Raw genomic sequence first — 15,826 nt, 5'->3', positions numbered from 1 at the left:
AAAACAAGAACGTGTTCTCACTTTTGTGGAACATAATCGTTTTACTCTTGCGGCGGCGTTGTCGCAGGTAGGATTCGCGCGCTCGCGGCCTCCCGCCGGATGGCAGGAGGCCGCGGTCCGCGAGGGGGTTACTTCTGCGGCAGCTCGTTGTGGCCGCCGAAGGCCTTGCGCATGGCCGAGAGCATCTTGTCGGCGTAGAGCGCCTCACCGCGCGAGGAGAAGCGCTGGAACAGCGCGGCCGAGAGCACCGGGACCGGGACCGCGGTGTCGATGGCGGCGTCGATGGTCCAGCGACCCTCGCCGGAATCGGACACCCGGCCGCTGAACGAGTCCAGGTTGGGGTCGGCGAACAGGGCGCCCGCGGTGAGATCGAGCAGCCAGGACGCCACCACCGAGCCGCGCCGCCACACCTCGGTGATCTCGGGGATGTCCAGGTCGTACTGGTAGTACTCGGGGTGCTCGAGCGGGGTCTCCTCGGCGGAGTGCTCGCCGTCACCGTGCGCGGCGCCCATATTGGCGTGCTGGAGGATGTTGAGGCCCTCGGCGTAGGCCGACATCGCGCCGTACTCGATGCCGTTGTGCACCATCTTCACGAAATGACCGGCACCGGCCGGGCCGCAGTGCAGCCAGCCCTGCTCGGACGGGGTCGGCTCGCCGGTGCGGCCCGGGGTGCGCGGCGCGGCCTCGACACCGGGGGCGATCGACTGGAACAGCGGCTCGAGGTATCGCACCTGCTCGGCCTCGCCACCGATCATCAGGCAGAAGCCGCGCTTCAGGCCGAACACACCACCGGAGGTGCCGATGTCGAGGTAGTGAATCCCCTTGGGCGCCAGCGCCTTCGCGCGCTTGATGTCCTCGTGGTAGCGGCTGTTGCCGCCGTCGATGATGATGTCGCCCGGCTCGAGCAGCTCGGCCAGCTCGTCGATCGCGGCGCCGGTCGCGCCGGCGGGGATCATCACCCAGACCACCCGGGGCGCGTCGAGCATGCCGACGAACTCCTTCAGGTCGGTGCTGCCCTGGAAGCTGTCGCCGAGCTCCTCGGAGAGCTCGTCGATGTGGCCCTGGTGGCGCTCGTGACCCACCGCGGTGTTCCCGTCGGCCACGATGCGGCGCACGATATTGGCCCCCATCCGGCCGAGGCCGATCATTCCCAGCTGCATCAGTTCTCCCTCGTTGTCCGGTCCGTGGTGGCGAGTCTCACCCCCGATTGTCGCGCGCGGGCACCCGCCGGTCGCTGGCGGCCGTCCACTACCGTCCGGAAATTCCCCGGAAACGGCTGTAACGCCCCGCTCCGGGCCGCGATAAACAGATCGGCTCCGTGTAGTTGCCAGACCCCCGACCCGGCAACTACGCGGAGCCTTCGTACGTCCGCCCCCGATCGCCGGGCTGCCGAGAATGCCGACGCGCATTACCCTTGGCCGGGGCCCCGCAAACATCGGGAGCTGAACAATTCGACGGAAGGACCTCCGTGCCCACCGAGTCGACCGCCGGGCAACCGGCCGACCGAAGGGGCGAGGTCGGACTACGCAAGTTGCTCGAAGCAAATCGCACTTTCGATGCCGACACCACCGCCCTGCCCACCATGCCCCTGAGCACTGTCACCCGTGACCGCTGGTCGAGCGCGCCGCAGCCGCCCACCCAGCCCGGTGACCAGCAGCAACTGATCAAGCGGATCGGCATCGCGGTGGGCGCGGTGCTGGCCCTCGGAACCGCCGCCTACCTGGCCGACCTGGCCTTCAGCGCCGGAGAGGTGCCGCGCGGCACCATCGTCGCCGGAGTGGATGTCGGCGGGATGGACAAGGCCGAGGCCGACGCACTGCTGCACGACCAGCTCGGCCCGCGCGCCGAACAGCCGCTGGCGGTGCGCATCGGTGACGTGCAGTCGAGCATGGTGCCCGCCACGGCGGGCCTGCAGGTGGACTGGGACGGCACCTGGGACGCGGTCGGCGACCAGCCGCTCAATCCGGTCAGCAGGCTGGTGTCACTGTTCGGCAGCCGCGAGGTGCAGGTGGCCAGCGCCGTCGACACCGCCGCGCTCGACGAGCAGCTCGCGCAGTTCCGCACCCACGACAACCCGACCGTCGAGGGCACCGTGCGCTTCGACAACGGCACGCCGGTCGCGGTCGCCCCCGTGCCGGGCCGGGTGCTCGACACCGAGGGCGCGCGCGCCGAGATCACCACGCACTGGGCCGAGGGCAATGCCCTGGATCTGCCCGTGGTGGCGGCGCCGGTCGCGGTGCGCATCGAGGCAGTGCAGGCGGCGCTGGCGCAGATCGCGAATCCGGCCATCGCCGCGCCGATCGTCGTGTCCGGCAAGGACATCCGGGCCGAGCTCTCGCCCGTGCAGATCGCGAGCGTGCTCAGCTTCGTACCCGACGGCAACGGCGGGCTGGCCCCGAAGATCGACAACGACGCCGTGATCGCCGCGCTCGCACCGCAATTGGCGGCCTCCGAGATCGAACCCAAGGACGCCACGTTCACCGTGGGCGCGGGCAAGCCCACCGTGGTGCCCGCGGTGGTGGGCGAGAAGGTCGACTGGGCCAAGACACTGGAGAAGCTGCCCTCGCTGCTGAGCCTGTCCGGGGATCGCACCGTGGCGGCGGTCTACGAGCGCATCGAGCCCAAGCTCACCACCGAGGCCGCCGAGGGGCTGGGCATCACCGAGATGATCGGCGAGTTCACCACCGGTGGCTTCAGCGGCCCGTCCGGGGTGAACATCCGCACCGTCGCCGCCAAGGTGGACGGCGCGGTGGTGAAGCCGGGAGATACGTTCTCGCTCAACGAGTTCACCGGTCCGCGCACCGCGGCCGAGGGCTACGTGGAGTCGGGCATCATCGACAAGGGCAGGCCGAGTACGGCCGTCGGCGGCGGCATCAGCCAGTTCGCCACCACGCTGTACAACGCCGCCTACTTCGCCGGGATGGAAGACGGCGGGCACACCGAGCACAGCTACTACATCTCGCGGTACCCGGCGGCGCGCGAGGCGACCGTGTTCGACGGCGCGATCGACCTGGCCTTCCGCAACACCTACGCGACCGGCGTCTATATCCAGACGGTGGCCACCGGCTCCGACATCACCGTGCGCCTGTGGGGCACGAAAACCGTTGACGTGGAGTCGATCACCGGCGAGAAGACCAAGCCGACCGAGCCCAACGAGATCACCCTGCCCAAGGGCAAGGACTGCATCGCCACCGAGGGCGCGCCGGGCTTCACCATCTCCGACACCCGGGTGATCACCGATCGCAAGACCGGCGCCCAGGTGTCGCGGCACACCCGCACGGTGAAGTACGACCCGATCCCGGTGGTCAAGTGCGAGTGAGGATTTCCTAGCAGGAGCAATCGCATCCGCAGTCGCCGCAGCAGCCGTCGTCACCGCAGCAGCTGCAGCAGTCGCCGCACGCGCTGCCGCAGTCGCAGCAACTGCCGCAGTCGCAGCGCTTTATCCACGCGTCCTTCTGCTCGCCGGTGCACGGGCTGGTGTGGTCGAAGCAGCAGGCCAGACCGGTGCAGTACAAACCGAGGACGACCCCGCCCGCCTTGAACGGTCCGGGGCGCGTGGGGCCGGGCCGCTGCGGGGCCTGGTGTGCGGAATGCGGCTGGGCCGCGGCGGAAGTGCGGCAGGCGTGACCCACCGCGATCCCCAGGCCGGTGCCGATGCGCCGCAGCAGGGCGGTCAGCGGGTCGAGTAGTGCCCAGCGCACGGTGGGCAGCTGGTCGAGTTCGGCGGCGGCGGCGGTGCGGCGGATGATCCGCTCGCTCTCGCGCACCAGCTGGTAGGCGCGGGGCATGTCGGTGCCGGTGGCTTCGAGGGGGTTGAAGCGGCCGCGGGCGAGGTCGCGTTCGCGGTCTTCGATGGCGTCGGCCAGGTGGGCGATGCGGCCGATGTGGCGGCCGATTTCCTGAAGGGCGGCAACGTTTTCCGGGCGGCCCCCCAAGGTGGCGGTGTGGCCGAACAGGGTGGCCGCGCAGAGCTGGGTGGGGCCGGTGAGATCATCGAGGGTGACCGGTGCGAGGTCGGCACGCGGCCCAGCTTGGGGCGTTGGGCCGGGCTCAGCCGCACCCATGTTCACGCGCGGTTCGGAAGCATCCAGCCCCGTCCGAGCAGCGGCCGTACGCGGCACCTCGAGCTGGGACCGCCCGGAGCTCACCGCCCGCTGGGCCGCGTGCCGGTCCAGCACGGTCCGCATTGCCAGCGCCTCGAGGCGGGGCTGGTCGGCGATGGCGGTCAACAGGGGTTGGGCGTCGAGGCCGATCCGATCGGCTTCGCGCAGGGCGTGCGCGGTCCACGCGTTCGACATTCGGCGCATGGGACGGCGGGCGAGGGCGGCGGCGTCACCGTCGTCGGCGTGGTCGCGAATCTTGGCCGCTCCCAACAGCAATGACGCGGTGGCGGCGAGCTGGACGCCGGGGGCGTTCGCGGAGACGACCGAGGCCCGGCGCATCCCGCGCAGGGGGCAGGGTCCGGCCGTGGTGCGGGTATCGGCGGCAGCGGATTGCGCTTCGGTGAGCACGCTCAGCACGATGGCGTCGGTATTGGTCGCGGTGCGGGCCAGCTGGCCGTGCCCGTCGCGCAGGCCCAGACACAGCCCGCACATGTGTGCCTGCCACCGCCCCGGATCGATGCCGTACTTCGCCGCGCCATGTGCGCACGGCTTCAACATGCCGAACACTTCCCACCCCGTCTGTCGAGAAACTTCTAGCCGTGCACATTCGCAGGCCGACGGGACTCTGGCAAGCGCTAGTCGTTCTTCTTGCGACCGGCCAGACCGCGCCAGGCCAGATCGTCGAGCAGATCGACCGCCTCGGCCACCTCGATGCGGCCGCCGGCGACCCGGTCGGCGATGGCCTCGCCGGCGCCGATCACGGCCGCGGCGACCACCTCGAAGTTGGTGCCGGGCTCGGCGTGCTTGGCGCTGGATTCCAGCAGCTTGGCGGTGAGCTCGATGACGCGCTCGCGGGCATTGTCGATCTCGGAGGCGAAAGCTTGCTGACCGATTGCCTGACGGTAGAGCACCTGCCAGGACTGGCGGTTGCGGTCGACGAAATCGAGGAAGCCCTCCAGCGCGGTGCGGACCTGCTCGTGCGGGGTCAGCTGCGGGTTGCCCGCGGGCGCGACGGCCTCGATGAAGCGCAGGCCCTCGCGCTGGATGCAGGCGCGGAACAGCTCGTCCTTGGAGCCGTAGTACAGGTAGAGCATGGGTTTGGAGATCTTGGCCTCGGCCGCGATGGCGTCCATCGAGGTGTCGTGGAAGCCCTTGCGCGCGAAAACCTCGACCGCGGCGTCGAGCATCTGCTGCTCACGAACCGCACGGGGAAGTCGCTTCGTTCCGCCCGCCATCCACTACTCCTACCGCAGGGTGAACGTATATCTTACTTCAAGGTAAGTTCACCCGTGCCCATTTGCCGCACAGTCGCCACGCCGCTCAGCAGGGCAGCGATGCGCCTTTGTAGCGCGCCATCCGCAGCACCGACGCGTCGACCTTGTCGGCGGGCAGTTTGCCACTCGCCACCGACTGTTCCAAACGGTCGAGCACCTGCGGCACCGCGCTGGTGCTGATCCACAGGGCATTGTCGGCGCCCGCGACCAGCGCGGCCTCGACCGCTTCCTCGATCGAGAGCCGGGCGGTGATGGCGGCCATGCCACCCAGATCGTCGGTGAAGATCGGGCCGTCGAAGGGCGCGGCGCCGTAGCCGGTGCCCTCACGCAGCAGCGACATGGCGGCCGGGCTGATGCTGGCGGGCACGCCCGGATCGGTCAGGCCGGGCACGTCGAGGTGGCCGACCATCACGGCGGCACCGGAACCGACCAGGTTGCGGAACGGCACCAGGTCCTTGTCCTGCAGCTCCGACAGCGGCGGGGTGGTGACCGCGCCGGTGTGCGAATCGCCGGAGCCGGAACCGTGGCCCGGGAAGTGCTTGATCACCGAACCGAGGCCGACCTCGTTGGACGCGCGGATGTAGGCGTCGGCGAACTTCGTGACCACCTCGGGGTCGTCGCTGAAGGAACGATCGCCGATGACGCTGTCGTCGGGCTGGCTGCTCACGTCGACATCGGGGGCGAAGTTGACGGTGATACCGAGGTCTTTGAGGGCTTTCGAGCGGGCCAGGGTGTCCTGGTAGTACTGCTCGGGCGTATCGGTCTGCGCGATCTCCCTGGCCGACGGGATCGCGCCGATGACGTTGGCCGCGCGCGAGACGCGGCCGCCCTCCTCGTCGATGGTGACCATCAGCGGCACCTTGGCCAGCGCCTTCACCGCGTCGAGCTGGGACTTGTCCAGCAGGCTCGGATCGGTCCAGCTGCCGACGAAGATGCCGCCCACCTGCTCGGTGCTCACCACGTTGGTGGCGTCGTCGGAGCCGGTGATGCCGACGGTGAGCAACTGGGCGAGCTTCTCGCGCTGGCTGAACTGGGCGAGGTAGTCGGCGCCGCAGTCCTTGGGGACCGGAGCCACCGGGCTCGCCTCGCCGGGAGCCGCCGAGGACGGGGCGCCGCTGCTCGCCGCGGGCGTCGTCTCCGAGGACGACCCTCCCGAGCAGGCGGTGGCGACGGCGGCGAGGACTGCGAACACGACCACAGGCGATTTCCGCATGAGCTCCACGGTAGTCCGCGTTGCCCGCATCGCATCGCAACAGGTTGAGAACAGCTTGCGGTTGGCCCGGTCGCGACCGGGGTAATCTGGTGCCAAAGACGCCGGACCTGCGCAGGAGGTCGTCATGGCTTGCGATCGGATGCTCATCGCCTACGACGGTTCCGAACACGCCAAGCGGGCCATCGAGTACGCGGGCCGCTTCCTCAGCGCCGAGCGCGCGATCCTGCTCACCGCCTGGGAACCGATGGTGCGGCAGGCCGCCCGGATCTCCGGGCTGGCCGGGGTGATGCAGCCGGACTGGGTGCCCGACGAGGAGCTCGAGGACATCGCCTACGTCGAGGCGCGCAAGATCAACGCCGAGGGCGTGCACCTGGCGAAACTGGCCGGGATCGCCGCCGAACCGCGCACCGCCGAATGCACCACCACCATCTGGAACGCCATCGTGGACTGCGCCGACGAGCTGGATGTGGACGTGATCGTCGCGGGGACGCGCGGGGCGAGCGGGCTGCGGGCGCTGCTGCACAGCAGCGTGGCCGAGGCGGTGCTCAAGCACGGGCACCGGCCGGTCTTCCTGGTGCCGCCGCCACCGCAGTGAGCTGGGTCGCTGTTCGCGTCGGTGGGTGGCGCTAGGGTCGACGGACCATGAACCGGTTCCTGCTCGCCCGACCCGACTCGGTGCTGCGTGCGTCGGGGGTGGTGGCGAGTTTCGCCGATCCCCGGCAGGCTGTCGCGGCGCTGCGCTCGTGGCAGGGGCTGGGCGATCCGGTGCTGCCCGGGGCGACGGTGGCCGACGGGGCCGACGCGATGGCGCACGTCGATGGCGGAGCGGACGGCGCGGACCGAGCGCCGCGCGTGATCGTCGGTGCGTTGCCCTTCGATCCGCGCGAGCCCGCCGCGCTGTGGCAGCCGGAGACCGTCGAACACACCGCGGGACCTTGGCGGCCCGCCGCGGTGCCGGAGTTGCCCGCCGTGCGGGTCGTCACCGAAATACCCAGTGAGGCAGAGCATGTGGCCCGGGTGACCAAGCTCGTCGAGCAGCTCGCCGCGCTGGACGACGCGCTGGTGAAAGTGGTCGCGGCGCGTTCGGTGCTCGTGGAGGCGGCGGCCTCGCTGGAGCCGGAAGTCGTTGCGGCGCATCTGCTCATCGCGCATCCGCGGGCGAATATCTACTCCGTGGATCTGAGCGCCGCCGGACGGCCCGGGGAGACGCTGCTCGGCGCGACGCCCGAGGTGCTGGTCGAACGGCACGGTGATCGGGTGTCTCTGCACCCGCTGGCGGGGACGCTGCCCCGGCTCGCCGATCCGGCAGACGATGCGGCACAGGCGCGAGAATTATTGTCCAGCAGCAAGAATCGTGACGAGCACGGGTATGTGGTGGAGTGGATCCGGCAGCAGCTGACGCCGGTGTGCGCCGAACTGCACATCCCCGACTCGCCGGAACTGATGAGCACCGAGCAGGTGTGGCACCTGGCCACTCCCATCCACGGCGTGCTGCGCGATCCGTCGACCACCGCGCTCGAACTGGCCCTGCTGCTGCATCCGACGCCTGCCGTCAACGGCACCCCCTTCGACGACGCGCTCGCCGCGATCACCGCCGACGAACCGCGGCGCGGTTTCTACGGCGGCGCGGTGGGCTGGTGCGCGGCCGATGGCGACGGCGAGTGGCTGGTGGCGATTCGCGGCGGTGAGCTGTCGGCCGACGGGCGCGGCCTGCGGGCGAGCGCGGGCGGCGGGATCGTCGCGGATTCCGATCCGGCGGCCGAGCTGGCCGAGACCACGGCCAAACTCCGCACCCTGCTCGGCGCGCTGGATTGTCACCTGCCCGAAGACTGACCAACGGGCTCGCACCTGCTAGGTTGGCCGGAGAAAGGCCCGACGTCGAGCGTATTGGAGTGCGCGATGAAGTTTGCTGTTCCGGCTGTTGCCAGCGCGGTCGGCGGCGCCCTGCTGAGCGCAATCGCCGTCTTCGCGATCACGGCCGCGGTGCAGCAGAACACGGCGCCCTCGATCGACCGCAGCGGTGACAAGGATTCCTCGCTGCTCAACGCCCCTGAATACGGCAGCCGCTGAGGCCGACGCCCGCGCGTCGCGCCCCGGTTCGGGGCAACTGAACAAGGCGCCACTGGGCTGGCGCTGGTTCGTCGGCTCGGTGGTAGCCGCCTTCGTACTGACCTTCGCGCAGGCGCCCGGCCTCACCGTCGCCGACACCAAATACGATCTCGCGCAGAACCCGCTCGGCTTCCTCGCGCGGGCCTCGCATCTGTGGAACAGCCAGGCCCCGATGGGCCAGGTCCAGAACCAGGCGTACGGCTACTTCTTCCCGCACGGCACCTTCTTCTCCGCCGGACATCTGCTGCACGTGCCCGCCTGGGTGACCCAGCGCGTCTGGTGGGCGCTGCTGCTGCTCGCGGGCTTCTGGGGCATCGTCAAACTGTGCGAGACGCTGGGCATCGGCGCGCGCGGGTCACGCGTGATCGCGGGTATCGCCTTCGCCCTGTCGCCCCGGGTGCTCACGACACTCGGTTCGATCTCCTCGGAGACGCTGCCGATGATGCTGGCGCCGTGGGTGCTGCTCGCGCCCGCCGCGCTGGGGGTGGCGCTGCGTGGGCGCGCTCGCGGCGGCGTGGCGGGCGGAGACGCGCCGCCGACCGGCCAGGGTGGCGACGACGTGCCCGCGATCCGGCGGGGCGGGGCCCTCTCTCCTGCTGGTAGCGCACTCGCGCTGGCGTTGATGGGGTCGGTGAACGCGGTCGCGACGGTGGCGGCATTCCTGCCCGCGGCGCTGTGGTGGGCCTCGTACCGGCCGAATCGGGCCTGGTGGAAGTTCACCCGGGCGTGGATTCCGCTGCTGGTGCTGGCGACCTTCTGGTGGGTGGTGCCGCTGCTGCTGCTGGGGAAGGTGAGTCCGCCGTTCCTGGACTACATCGAGTCCTCCGGGGTGACCACGCAGTGGGCGTCGCTGAGCGAGGTGCTGCGCGGCACCGACAGCTGGACGCCGTTCGTCTCCCCGGAGCGCATCGCGGGCGCGGTGCTGGTGACCCAGCCCGCCGCGGTGCTGGCCACCGGGCTGCTCGCGGCGGCGGGCATGGCGGGGCTGGCCCGCAAGTCGATGCCGTACCGGGGGCGGATCGTGCTGATCCTGTGCGTCGGGCTGGCGGGGATCTGCGCGGGGTATGTCGGCACGATGGGCGGGCCGTTCGCCGAATCGGTGCGGGTCTTCCTGGACGCGGGCGGCGCACCGCTGCGCAATGTGCACAAGCTCGAGCCGTTGATCCGCCTGCCGCTGGTGCTGGGCCTGGCCCATCTGCTCGGCCGGGTGGCCCTGCCCGCCTCGGCGCCGCTGCGCCGGTCGCTGACCGCGTTCGCCCATCCCGAGCGCGACCGGCTCGTCGCGGTGGCCGCGCTGGTCCTGGCCGCGCTCACCCTGGCGACCTCGCTGGCCTGGACCGGCAGGCTCGCCCCGCGCGGCGCCTACGACGAGGTGCCGCGATACTGGACCGACACCGCGCAGTGGCTGGCCGACAATGCCGCCGACACGCGTGCGCTGATCGTCCCCGGCGCGCCCTTCGGCAGCCAGATCTGGGGACTCACCCGCGACGAACCCCTCCAGGCGCTCGCGCAAACCCCTTGGGCCGTCCGGGATTCCGTGCCGCTGAACCCGCCGGGCACCATCCGGGCGATGGACTCCGTGCAGCGGCTCATCGCCGACGGACGCCCGTCCGCCGGGCTGGCCGCGACCCTGGCCGACCAGGGCATCGGCGTGCTGGTCCTGCGCAACGACCTCGACCCCGAGACCTCGCGCTCCACCCGGCCGATGCTGGCGCACGCCGCGATCGAGGGCTCACCAGGGCTGACGAAGGTGGCCGAGTTCGGTGCGCCCATCGGCCCGCGCGCGGCCGACGAGGGCCTGGTGGTCGACAACGATCTGCTGCCGCCCTATCCCGCGATCGAGATCTACCGCGTCGAGGTGCCCGGTCCCGGCACCCCGGTCGAGGTGCGCAGCGGCACCGGCGCACCGCCGGCGTTCCCCGGCGCCTACACCGTGCCGCTCGACACGGTGCCCGTGGTCAAGGGCGGGCCCGAGGTGCTGGAACGGGTCCGGCGCGACAACGAGAACCCCACCGCGCCGGTGATTCTCGACGCCGACGCCCGCCGCGCCGGACTCCCGCCGCGCCCGGTGCTGCTGACCGATACCCCGATGGACCGCGAATCCGATTTCGGCCGCGTCGACAACCACAACTCCGCGGTCCGCGCCGCCGACGACGCCCGGCGCACCCACAACCTCGTTCCGGACTATCCCGTCGAGGGCGCCGGGCTGGTGCAGGGCGAATGGTCGGGCGCGAAGGTGACCGCGTCGAGCTCGGCCGCCGACGCCACCCAGATCGGCGGCGCCGCGCCCGGCAGTTCCACCGCGGCGGCCGTCGACGGCGATCCGAGCACGGCCTGGATCAGCAATGGCTCCGAAGCCGCACTGGGGCAATGGATTCGGCTCGACCTGGACCAGCCGATCACCTCCGGCTCGCTGCGCTTCACCACCACCGCGGCGGCACTGGGCGATCCGGTGAAGTGGGTCGAGGTGCGCACGCCGCGCGGCACCGTGTCGGCGCGGATCACCGAACCCGGTGAGCCGGTGGCGGTTCCGCTGCCCGCGGGGTCCACCGAGTGGGTGATGATCACCGCCGCGCGCACCGAGACCGGCACCGCCGGTGGACAGTTCGGCATCAGCGAACTGACGCTCGACGACTACTCCAACCGCGAGGCACCGGTGCGGGTGGACATCCGGCACCGGATCGTCCTGCCCGACGTCCCCGCCGGGACGGTGCCCAGCGGCTGGGATCTGGGACAGGAATTCCCCGGGCGCAGCAACTGTTTCGACGGCCCCGGCCGCGTGCACTGCAGCAAGGGTCTCGGCCTGCCCGCCGAGGAACCGGGCGTGTTCACCCGCACGCTGGCGGTGCCGGAACCACTGACCGTCGGCACCGATCTCACCGTGCGCACCCGGCCCGGCCCCGCGCTCGAAGCCCTGCTCACCGATCCCACCCGCCCGGTCGCGCGCGGCAAGGCCGACGTCGCCGACCTGCGCGGCGCCGCCTTCGCGGCCACCGACGGCGATCCGAAGACCACCTGGACCGCACCGGAATCCACTGTGCGCGAACCGCTCGGCGGCAAACCGACCCTGGTACTGGAACTCCCGGAGCCCGCCGAGGTCACCGGTCTCGACATCACCACCGCCCTCGGCGGCCTGCCCGCCACCGCCACCAGCGTGGTGGTCAACCTCGGCAACGGGCCGCAGGTGCGCGAGCTGCCCGACCGCGAACACGGTGAGCCCGCACGGATCTCGCTGTATCCCACGGTGACCGATCGGGTGGAGATCAGCATCCGGTCCTGGCGTGAGGTGCTCGACCGCACGGCGCTGGGCTTCGTGCTCACCCAGCCCCCGGGGCTCGCCGAGGTCGAGGTGCTCGGACCCGACTATCCGGCGCCCGCTCCCGGCGACCGGCTGGTCACCATCGGCTGCGAGCAGGGTCCGGTGATCGCGGTCGGCGGGCGTGCGGTGCACACGACGATCACCGCCACTGCCGACGAACTCCGGTCCGGCGCAACGGTTTCCGCGCGTCCGTGCGAGGCCGATGCCGCCGATATCGAACTGCTGCCCGGACATCCCGACCTCACCGTGGTCCCGACCGAACTCTTCACGGTCGACCGCCTGCGCCTGACCCGCACCGACCCTTACCCGGGTGCGCCCGCCATCGGCGAACAGGACCAGGCGGGTTCACCGGTTCCCGCCGACGGCGAAGAGACCGCACCGGACAGCACCCCTCCCGGTGGTGATTCCTCCGGCACCCGACTGCTGGTGCTGCCGCTCAGTACCAATGTGGGTTGGGAGGCGCGGACCGCATCGGGAGCCGAACTGGCGCCGGTGGTCGTCGACGGGTGGCAGCAGGGCTGGCTGATTCCGGAGGGAACCACCGGGGAGATCACCGTCTCCTTCCCGGCCGACCGGTGGTATCGCCTATCGATCTTCGGTGGCCTGCTGCTGTTGATTCCTCTTGCGCTGCTCGCGATTCCGCGTCGCCGTCCGCTACCCGATCAGGGTCCCGCGCCGACGACCTGGGGTGTGCGCTGGGTCGGCGCGGTCGGACTCACCGGTGCGATCGCGGTCATCAGCGGGCCGATCGGTGCGGCGTTCACGGTGATCGGGTTGGCGTGTAGTCGTTTCCGGCCCCGGATGACGGCCGAGACGCTGCCGTGGATCGCGGGCGTGGGCACGCTGATCTCGGCGGCGGCGTTGTCGACGGGGACCTGGCGCTCCGGGACGCCGTACATGGGCGGGTCAATCTGGGCTCAGGCACCGGCGGTCCTTGCCGTCATCGCGGTCGGCCTCGCCGCACTCCCCCGCCGCCGCGACTGACAGCAGTCGAGCGAGCGCACCGGGATTCGGCCACAGCTCGACCCCGCCGATCGGCGGTGATACGGGCCGCTGTCGACGTGCGCGGTCCCGATCAGTGCGTCGACGCCGGGGCGGGGGTCGATTCGCGGGCGGCGCGGCGGGCTGCCTTGGCCTCGGCGGCGCGCTTGTCGACGCGGCGGGCCCACAGGCGGGCCGGTTCCTCGATGAGGGCGTAGCTCGCGGCGGCCAGTGGCAGCGTGCCCAGGACGGTGAGGGTGAGGACGTAGAGTAGGTGCCCGTTGAACGGGAGGATGGCGAAGACGGGGAAGACCATGGTGAGCACCACCAGGTGCCACAGGAAGATGCCGTAGGACCAGCGGCCGAGCACGGCGGCGGGGGGCGATTCCAGCCAGCGGTGCGGCTTCGCCTCGACCGGGCGCAGCACCAGCGGGGCGAGCAGACCGAAGCCGATGATCATCCCGAGCAGCATCTTCACCGCGTACTGCCAGGGTTCGGCGCGTTCGAGACCGGCGGGGCCACCGTATTCGGTCGCCGAGATCAGGAACGCCACCAGCGCGATCGCCCACATGAGCCGCTGGTTGGACAGCACCCGGCCCCAGCGCGAGGCGGGCGCGACCAGGTGGATCAACTCAGCGAGCACCATGCCCGCGCCGAACCAGGGCAGGTAGCCGGGCAGCCAGTTGTCGGCGTGGATGGCGTCCGGGGTCGGCACCGGCCAGAAGTTCCAGGTCAGGCTCACCGCGATGAGCACGCCGAGCACCGGCACCCGCCAGCGCGCCGCGCGGCCGCGCAGCCGCACCACCAGCCAGGCCAGCACCGGCAGCACCAGGTAGAAGGCCACCTCCACCGACAGGCTCCACATCTGGGTGAGGCCGTCGGTGAGCGTCAGCGGCACGAAGACCTGCAGCAGGAACAGGTTCGACACCCACACCCGCAGATTGGCCGACTGCGCCGCGCTCGGCAGCAGGACCAGCACGAACACCACCACGACCCAGTACGCGGGCATGATCCGCGCGAAGCGGTGCAGCAGGTAGCGGCCGGTGGACGGGGCACTGCCGTACCCGTGCGCGCGGGCCGCGTGCGGACGCCAGAGCAGGAACCCCGACAGCGCGAAGAACACCGCGACCGCCATGTCGAAGCGTTCCAGGATCGGGCCGAGTACCCGGATGTGCCCGCTGCCGGTCTGGAACGCGACGTGGGTGAGCAGCACACCGAGCGCCGCCATCCCGCGCATTCCCTCCAGAGCGGGAATGAAGGCGCGTGGGGGCGGAACGGGGGCTGTGGCGATCGTCATCGAGGTCCAGTCTGCCGTGTCGGCAATTCCCTGGGCGAGCGTGTCGGCGATTTACCGGGCGCAGGGCCCATGTCCATAGGTGTGGGCTGTTAGTGTCGGGGCTCACGAGGGCCTGTGGTCGCAATACCAGACCACCGGATGATCCGTGTTCGAACGACGAGGAGAGTTTGCATGGCACTGAGTGCCGGAACCAGAAGGACGGTTGCCTGCGTGCTCGTGGGTCTGGGCGCGGCATTACTCGTCGCCGCGCTGATGATCCCCACCTACACGGTGAGCAAGGTCGCCAAGACTCCGCTCGACCTCGAGATCACCACCATCGCCGAGAACCAGCCGGGTGAGGAGAGCCTCGTGCTCGACTCCAAGTCGCTGACCACCGGTGACGGTCCGGCCGTCGTGAACAAGGACGTGCCGCTGGTCTCGCAGCGCTTCGTCACCGTCGAGGAGCCCTCCGACGCCGACCAGATGACACTGCAGGCGGGCCAGACGCTGCGCCGCACCGATGTGCAGGGCGACACCGGCCTGCTCAGCGCCATGATCGACCGCGTCACCATCTCGCGCACCACCGGCGAGCCGGTCGAGGCCAACCCCAACGGCTCGATCGCGGTCACCGTGGACAAGAACGGCAGCGTCATGGAGCCGGTGCAGCACACCGGCCTGGGCTACCGCTTCCCGATCGGCACCGAGAAGAAGACCTACCCGTACTTCGACATCAACGTGCGCAAGTCCTTCGATGCCAACTTCATCGAAGAGACCGAGATCAACAACCTGAAGGTCTACCGGTTCCAGATGATCGCGCCGGTCACCAGCACCTGGGACGTGGTGCAGTCGCCGACCAACCGGCTGACGCTGCCCGCCAAGAAGTGGGGCGTGGGCGACGACGACACCCCGGTCACCATGACCCGCTACTACACCAATGTGCGTGACCTGTGGGTCGAGCCGCAGACCGGCACCGTCATCAAGGGCGGCGAGTCGATCCACCTGTTCTACGCCCGCAACGGCGACAAGCCCGAGGTGACCGCGCTCAAGTCGCACATCGTCTTCGACGAGTCGACCATCGAGTCGCAGATCGCGATCGCCAAGGAGAACACCGACAAGCTCTCGCTGTTCGGCCGGATCGTGCCGATCGTGTTCGGCATTCTCGGTGTGATCGCGCTGCTGGCCGGCCTGTTCCTGGGCCTGCGCGGTGGTGGCGGCACACCTGCCCACGCGAGCCCGCGCGGTGGCCGTCCGGCACCCGCCCCGGCGCCGGAGCCCGAGACGCGTGAGTCAGGCGCGACGAGGTGGGATGACGACGACGCTCCGACCACGCAGTTCCCGCGCGGGGACTACGACGGTCCCACCGAGCAGATCGACACCAACAAGCGTCCCTGAGGACTGTTCGATCCCGACGGCCCCGGTCATCACGACCGGGGCCGTCGGCGTTTCCGGGGCAGCGGTTCGGTTGCGCTCGCGGTTTGCAGGTTATCCACAGGGGTTCGGTGCATGGTGTGTGGATGAAGGGTCCAGGAACGGGTCGAACGGGTGTTCCCC

Annotated in this window: 11 protein-coding genes; 6 read left to right on the top strand and 5 right to left on the bottom strand. The window is 70.5% G+C overall.

Going from position 1 to position 15,826, the window contains the following annotated elements; all coding sequences use genetic code 11:
- Positions 1-128: 128 nt before the first annotated feature.
- Positions 129-1,160, bottom strand: coding sequence for a phosphogluconate dehydrogenase (NAD(+)-dependent, decarboxylating) (gene gnd, locus ACWEMY_RS16215; RefSeq protein ID WP_375931469.1), 1,032 nt, complete (start codon positions 1,158-1,160; stop codon positions 129-131).
- A 308-nt stretch (positions 1,161-1,468) separates the two neighbouring features.
- On the opposite strand from gnd, the gene ACWEMY_RS16210 reads away from it, so the two are divergent.
- Positions 1,469-3,319, top strand: a complete 1,851-nt coding sequence (locus tag ACWEMY_RS16210) for a VanW family protein (protein WP_452390651.1) — start codon at positions 1,469-1,471, stop codon at positions 3,317-3,319.
- Positions 3,320-3,326: 7 nt separating this feature from the next.
- Here the strand turns inward: ACWEMY_RS16210 and ACWEMY_RS16205 are convergent, their stop codons facing one another.
- The 3 genes from ACWEMY_RS16205 to ACWEMY_RS16195 form a co-directional block, all read right to left on the bottom strand.
- The gene (locus tag ACWEMY_RS16205; RefSeq protein ID WP_452390650.1) at positions 3,327-4,661 is read right to left on the bottom strand and encodes a DUF5685 family protein; all 1,335 of its coding nucleotides are present in this window, start codon (positions 4,659-4,661) and stop codon (positions 3,327-3,329) included.
- A 77-nt stretch (positions 4,662-4,738) separates the two neighbouring features.
- Positions 4,739-5,338, bottom strand: a complete 600-nt coding sequence (locus tag ACWEMY_RS16200; protein ID WP_278261132.1) for a TetR/AcrR family transcriptional regulator — start codon at positions 5,336-5,338, stop codon at positions 4,739-4,741.
- An 85-nt stretch (positions 5,339-5,423) separates the two neighbouring features.
- Positions 5,424-6,590, bottom strand: a complete 1,167-nt coding sequence (locus ACWEMY_RS16195; protein ID WP_375931479.1) for a glycoside hydrolase family 3 N-terminal domain-containing protein — start codon at positions 6,588-6,590, stop codon at positions 5,424-5,426.
- A gap of 124 nt (positions 6,591-6,714) precedes the next feature.
- Between ACWEMY_RS16195 and ACWEMY_RS16190 the strand changes: the two genes are divergently transcribed.
- From ACWEMY_RS16190 to ACWEMY_RS16175, 4 genes are all read left to right on the top strand, one after another.
- Positions 6,715-7,185: a universal stress protein gene (locus tag ACWEMY_RS16190; protein WP_452390649.1), complete on the top strand. Its 471-nt coding sequence runs from the start codon at positions 6,715-6,717 to the stop codon at positions 7,183-7,185.
- 47 nt (positions 7,186-7,232) lie between these two features.
- On the top strand, positions 7,233-8,423 hold the full coding sequence (locus ACWEMY_RS16185; protein WP_452390648.1) for an isochorismate synthase: 1,191 nt from the start codon (positions 7,233-7,235) through the stop codon (positions 8,421-8,423).
- 66 nt (positions 8,424-8,489) lie between these two features.
- Entirely contained in the window at positions 8,490-8,660 is a 171-nt protein-coding gene (locus ACWEMY_RS16180) for a DUF2613 domain-containing protein (RefSeq protein WP_022566695.1), read from the top strand.
- 79 nt (positions 8,661-8,739) lie between these two features.
- Positions 8,740-13,002, top strand: a complete 4,263-nt coding sequence (locus ACWEMY_RS16175; RefSeq protein WP_452390647.1) for an alpha-(1->3)-arabinofuranosyltransferase domain-containing protein — start codon at positions 8,740-8,742, stop codon at positions 13,000-13,002.
- 91 nt (positions 13,003-13,093) lie between these two features.
- Here ACWEMY_RS16175 and ACWEMY_RS16170 read toward each other — a convergent pair whose 3' ends face one another.
- On the bottom strand, positions 13,094-14,296 hold the full coding sequence (locus ACWEMY_RS16170; RefSeq protein WP_452390646.1) for an acyltransferase family protein: 1,203 nt from the start codon (positions 14,294-14,296) through the stop codon (positions 13,094-13,096).
- 171 nt (positions 14,297-14,467) lie between these two features.
- Here ACWEMY_RS16170 and ACWEMY_RS16165 point away from each other — a divergent pair, with 171 nt between their 5' ends.
- The gene (locus ACWEMY_RS16165; RefSeq protein WP_452390645.1) at positions 14,468-15,667 is read left to right on the top strand and encodes a DUF3068 domain-containing protein; all 1,200 of its coding nucleotides are present in this window, start codon (positions 14,468-14,470) and stop codon (positions 15,665-15,667) included.
- Positions 15,668-15,826: the final 159 nt, after the last annotated feature.

The sequence above is a fragment of the Nocardia sp. NPDC004415 genome (assembly GCF_053602435.1).
This window is presented reverse-complemented; position numbering and strand designations above follow the sequence as displayed.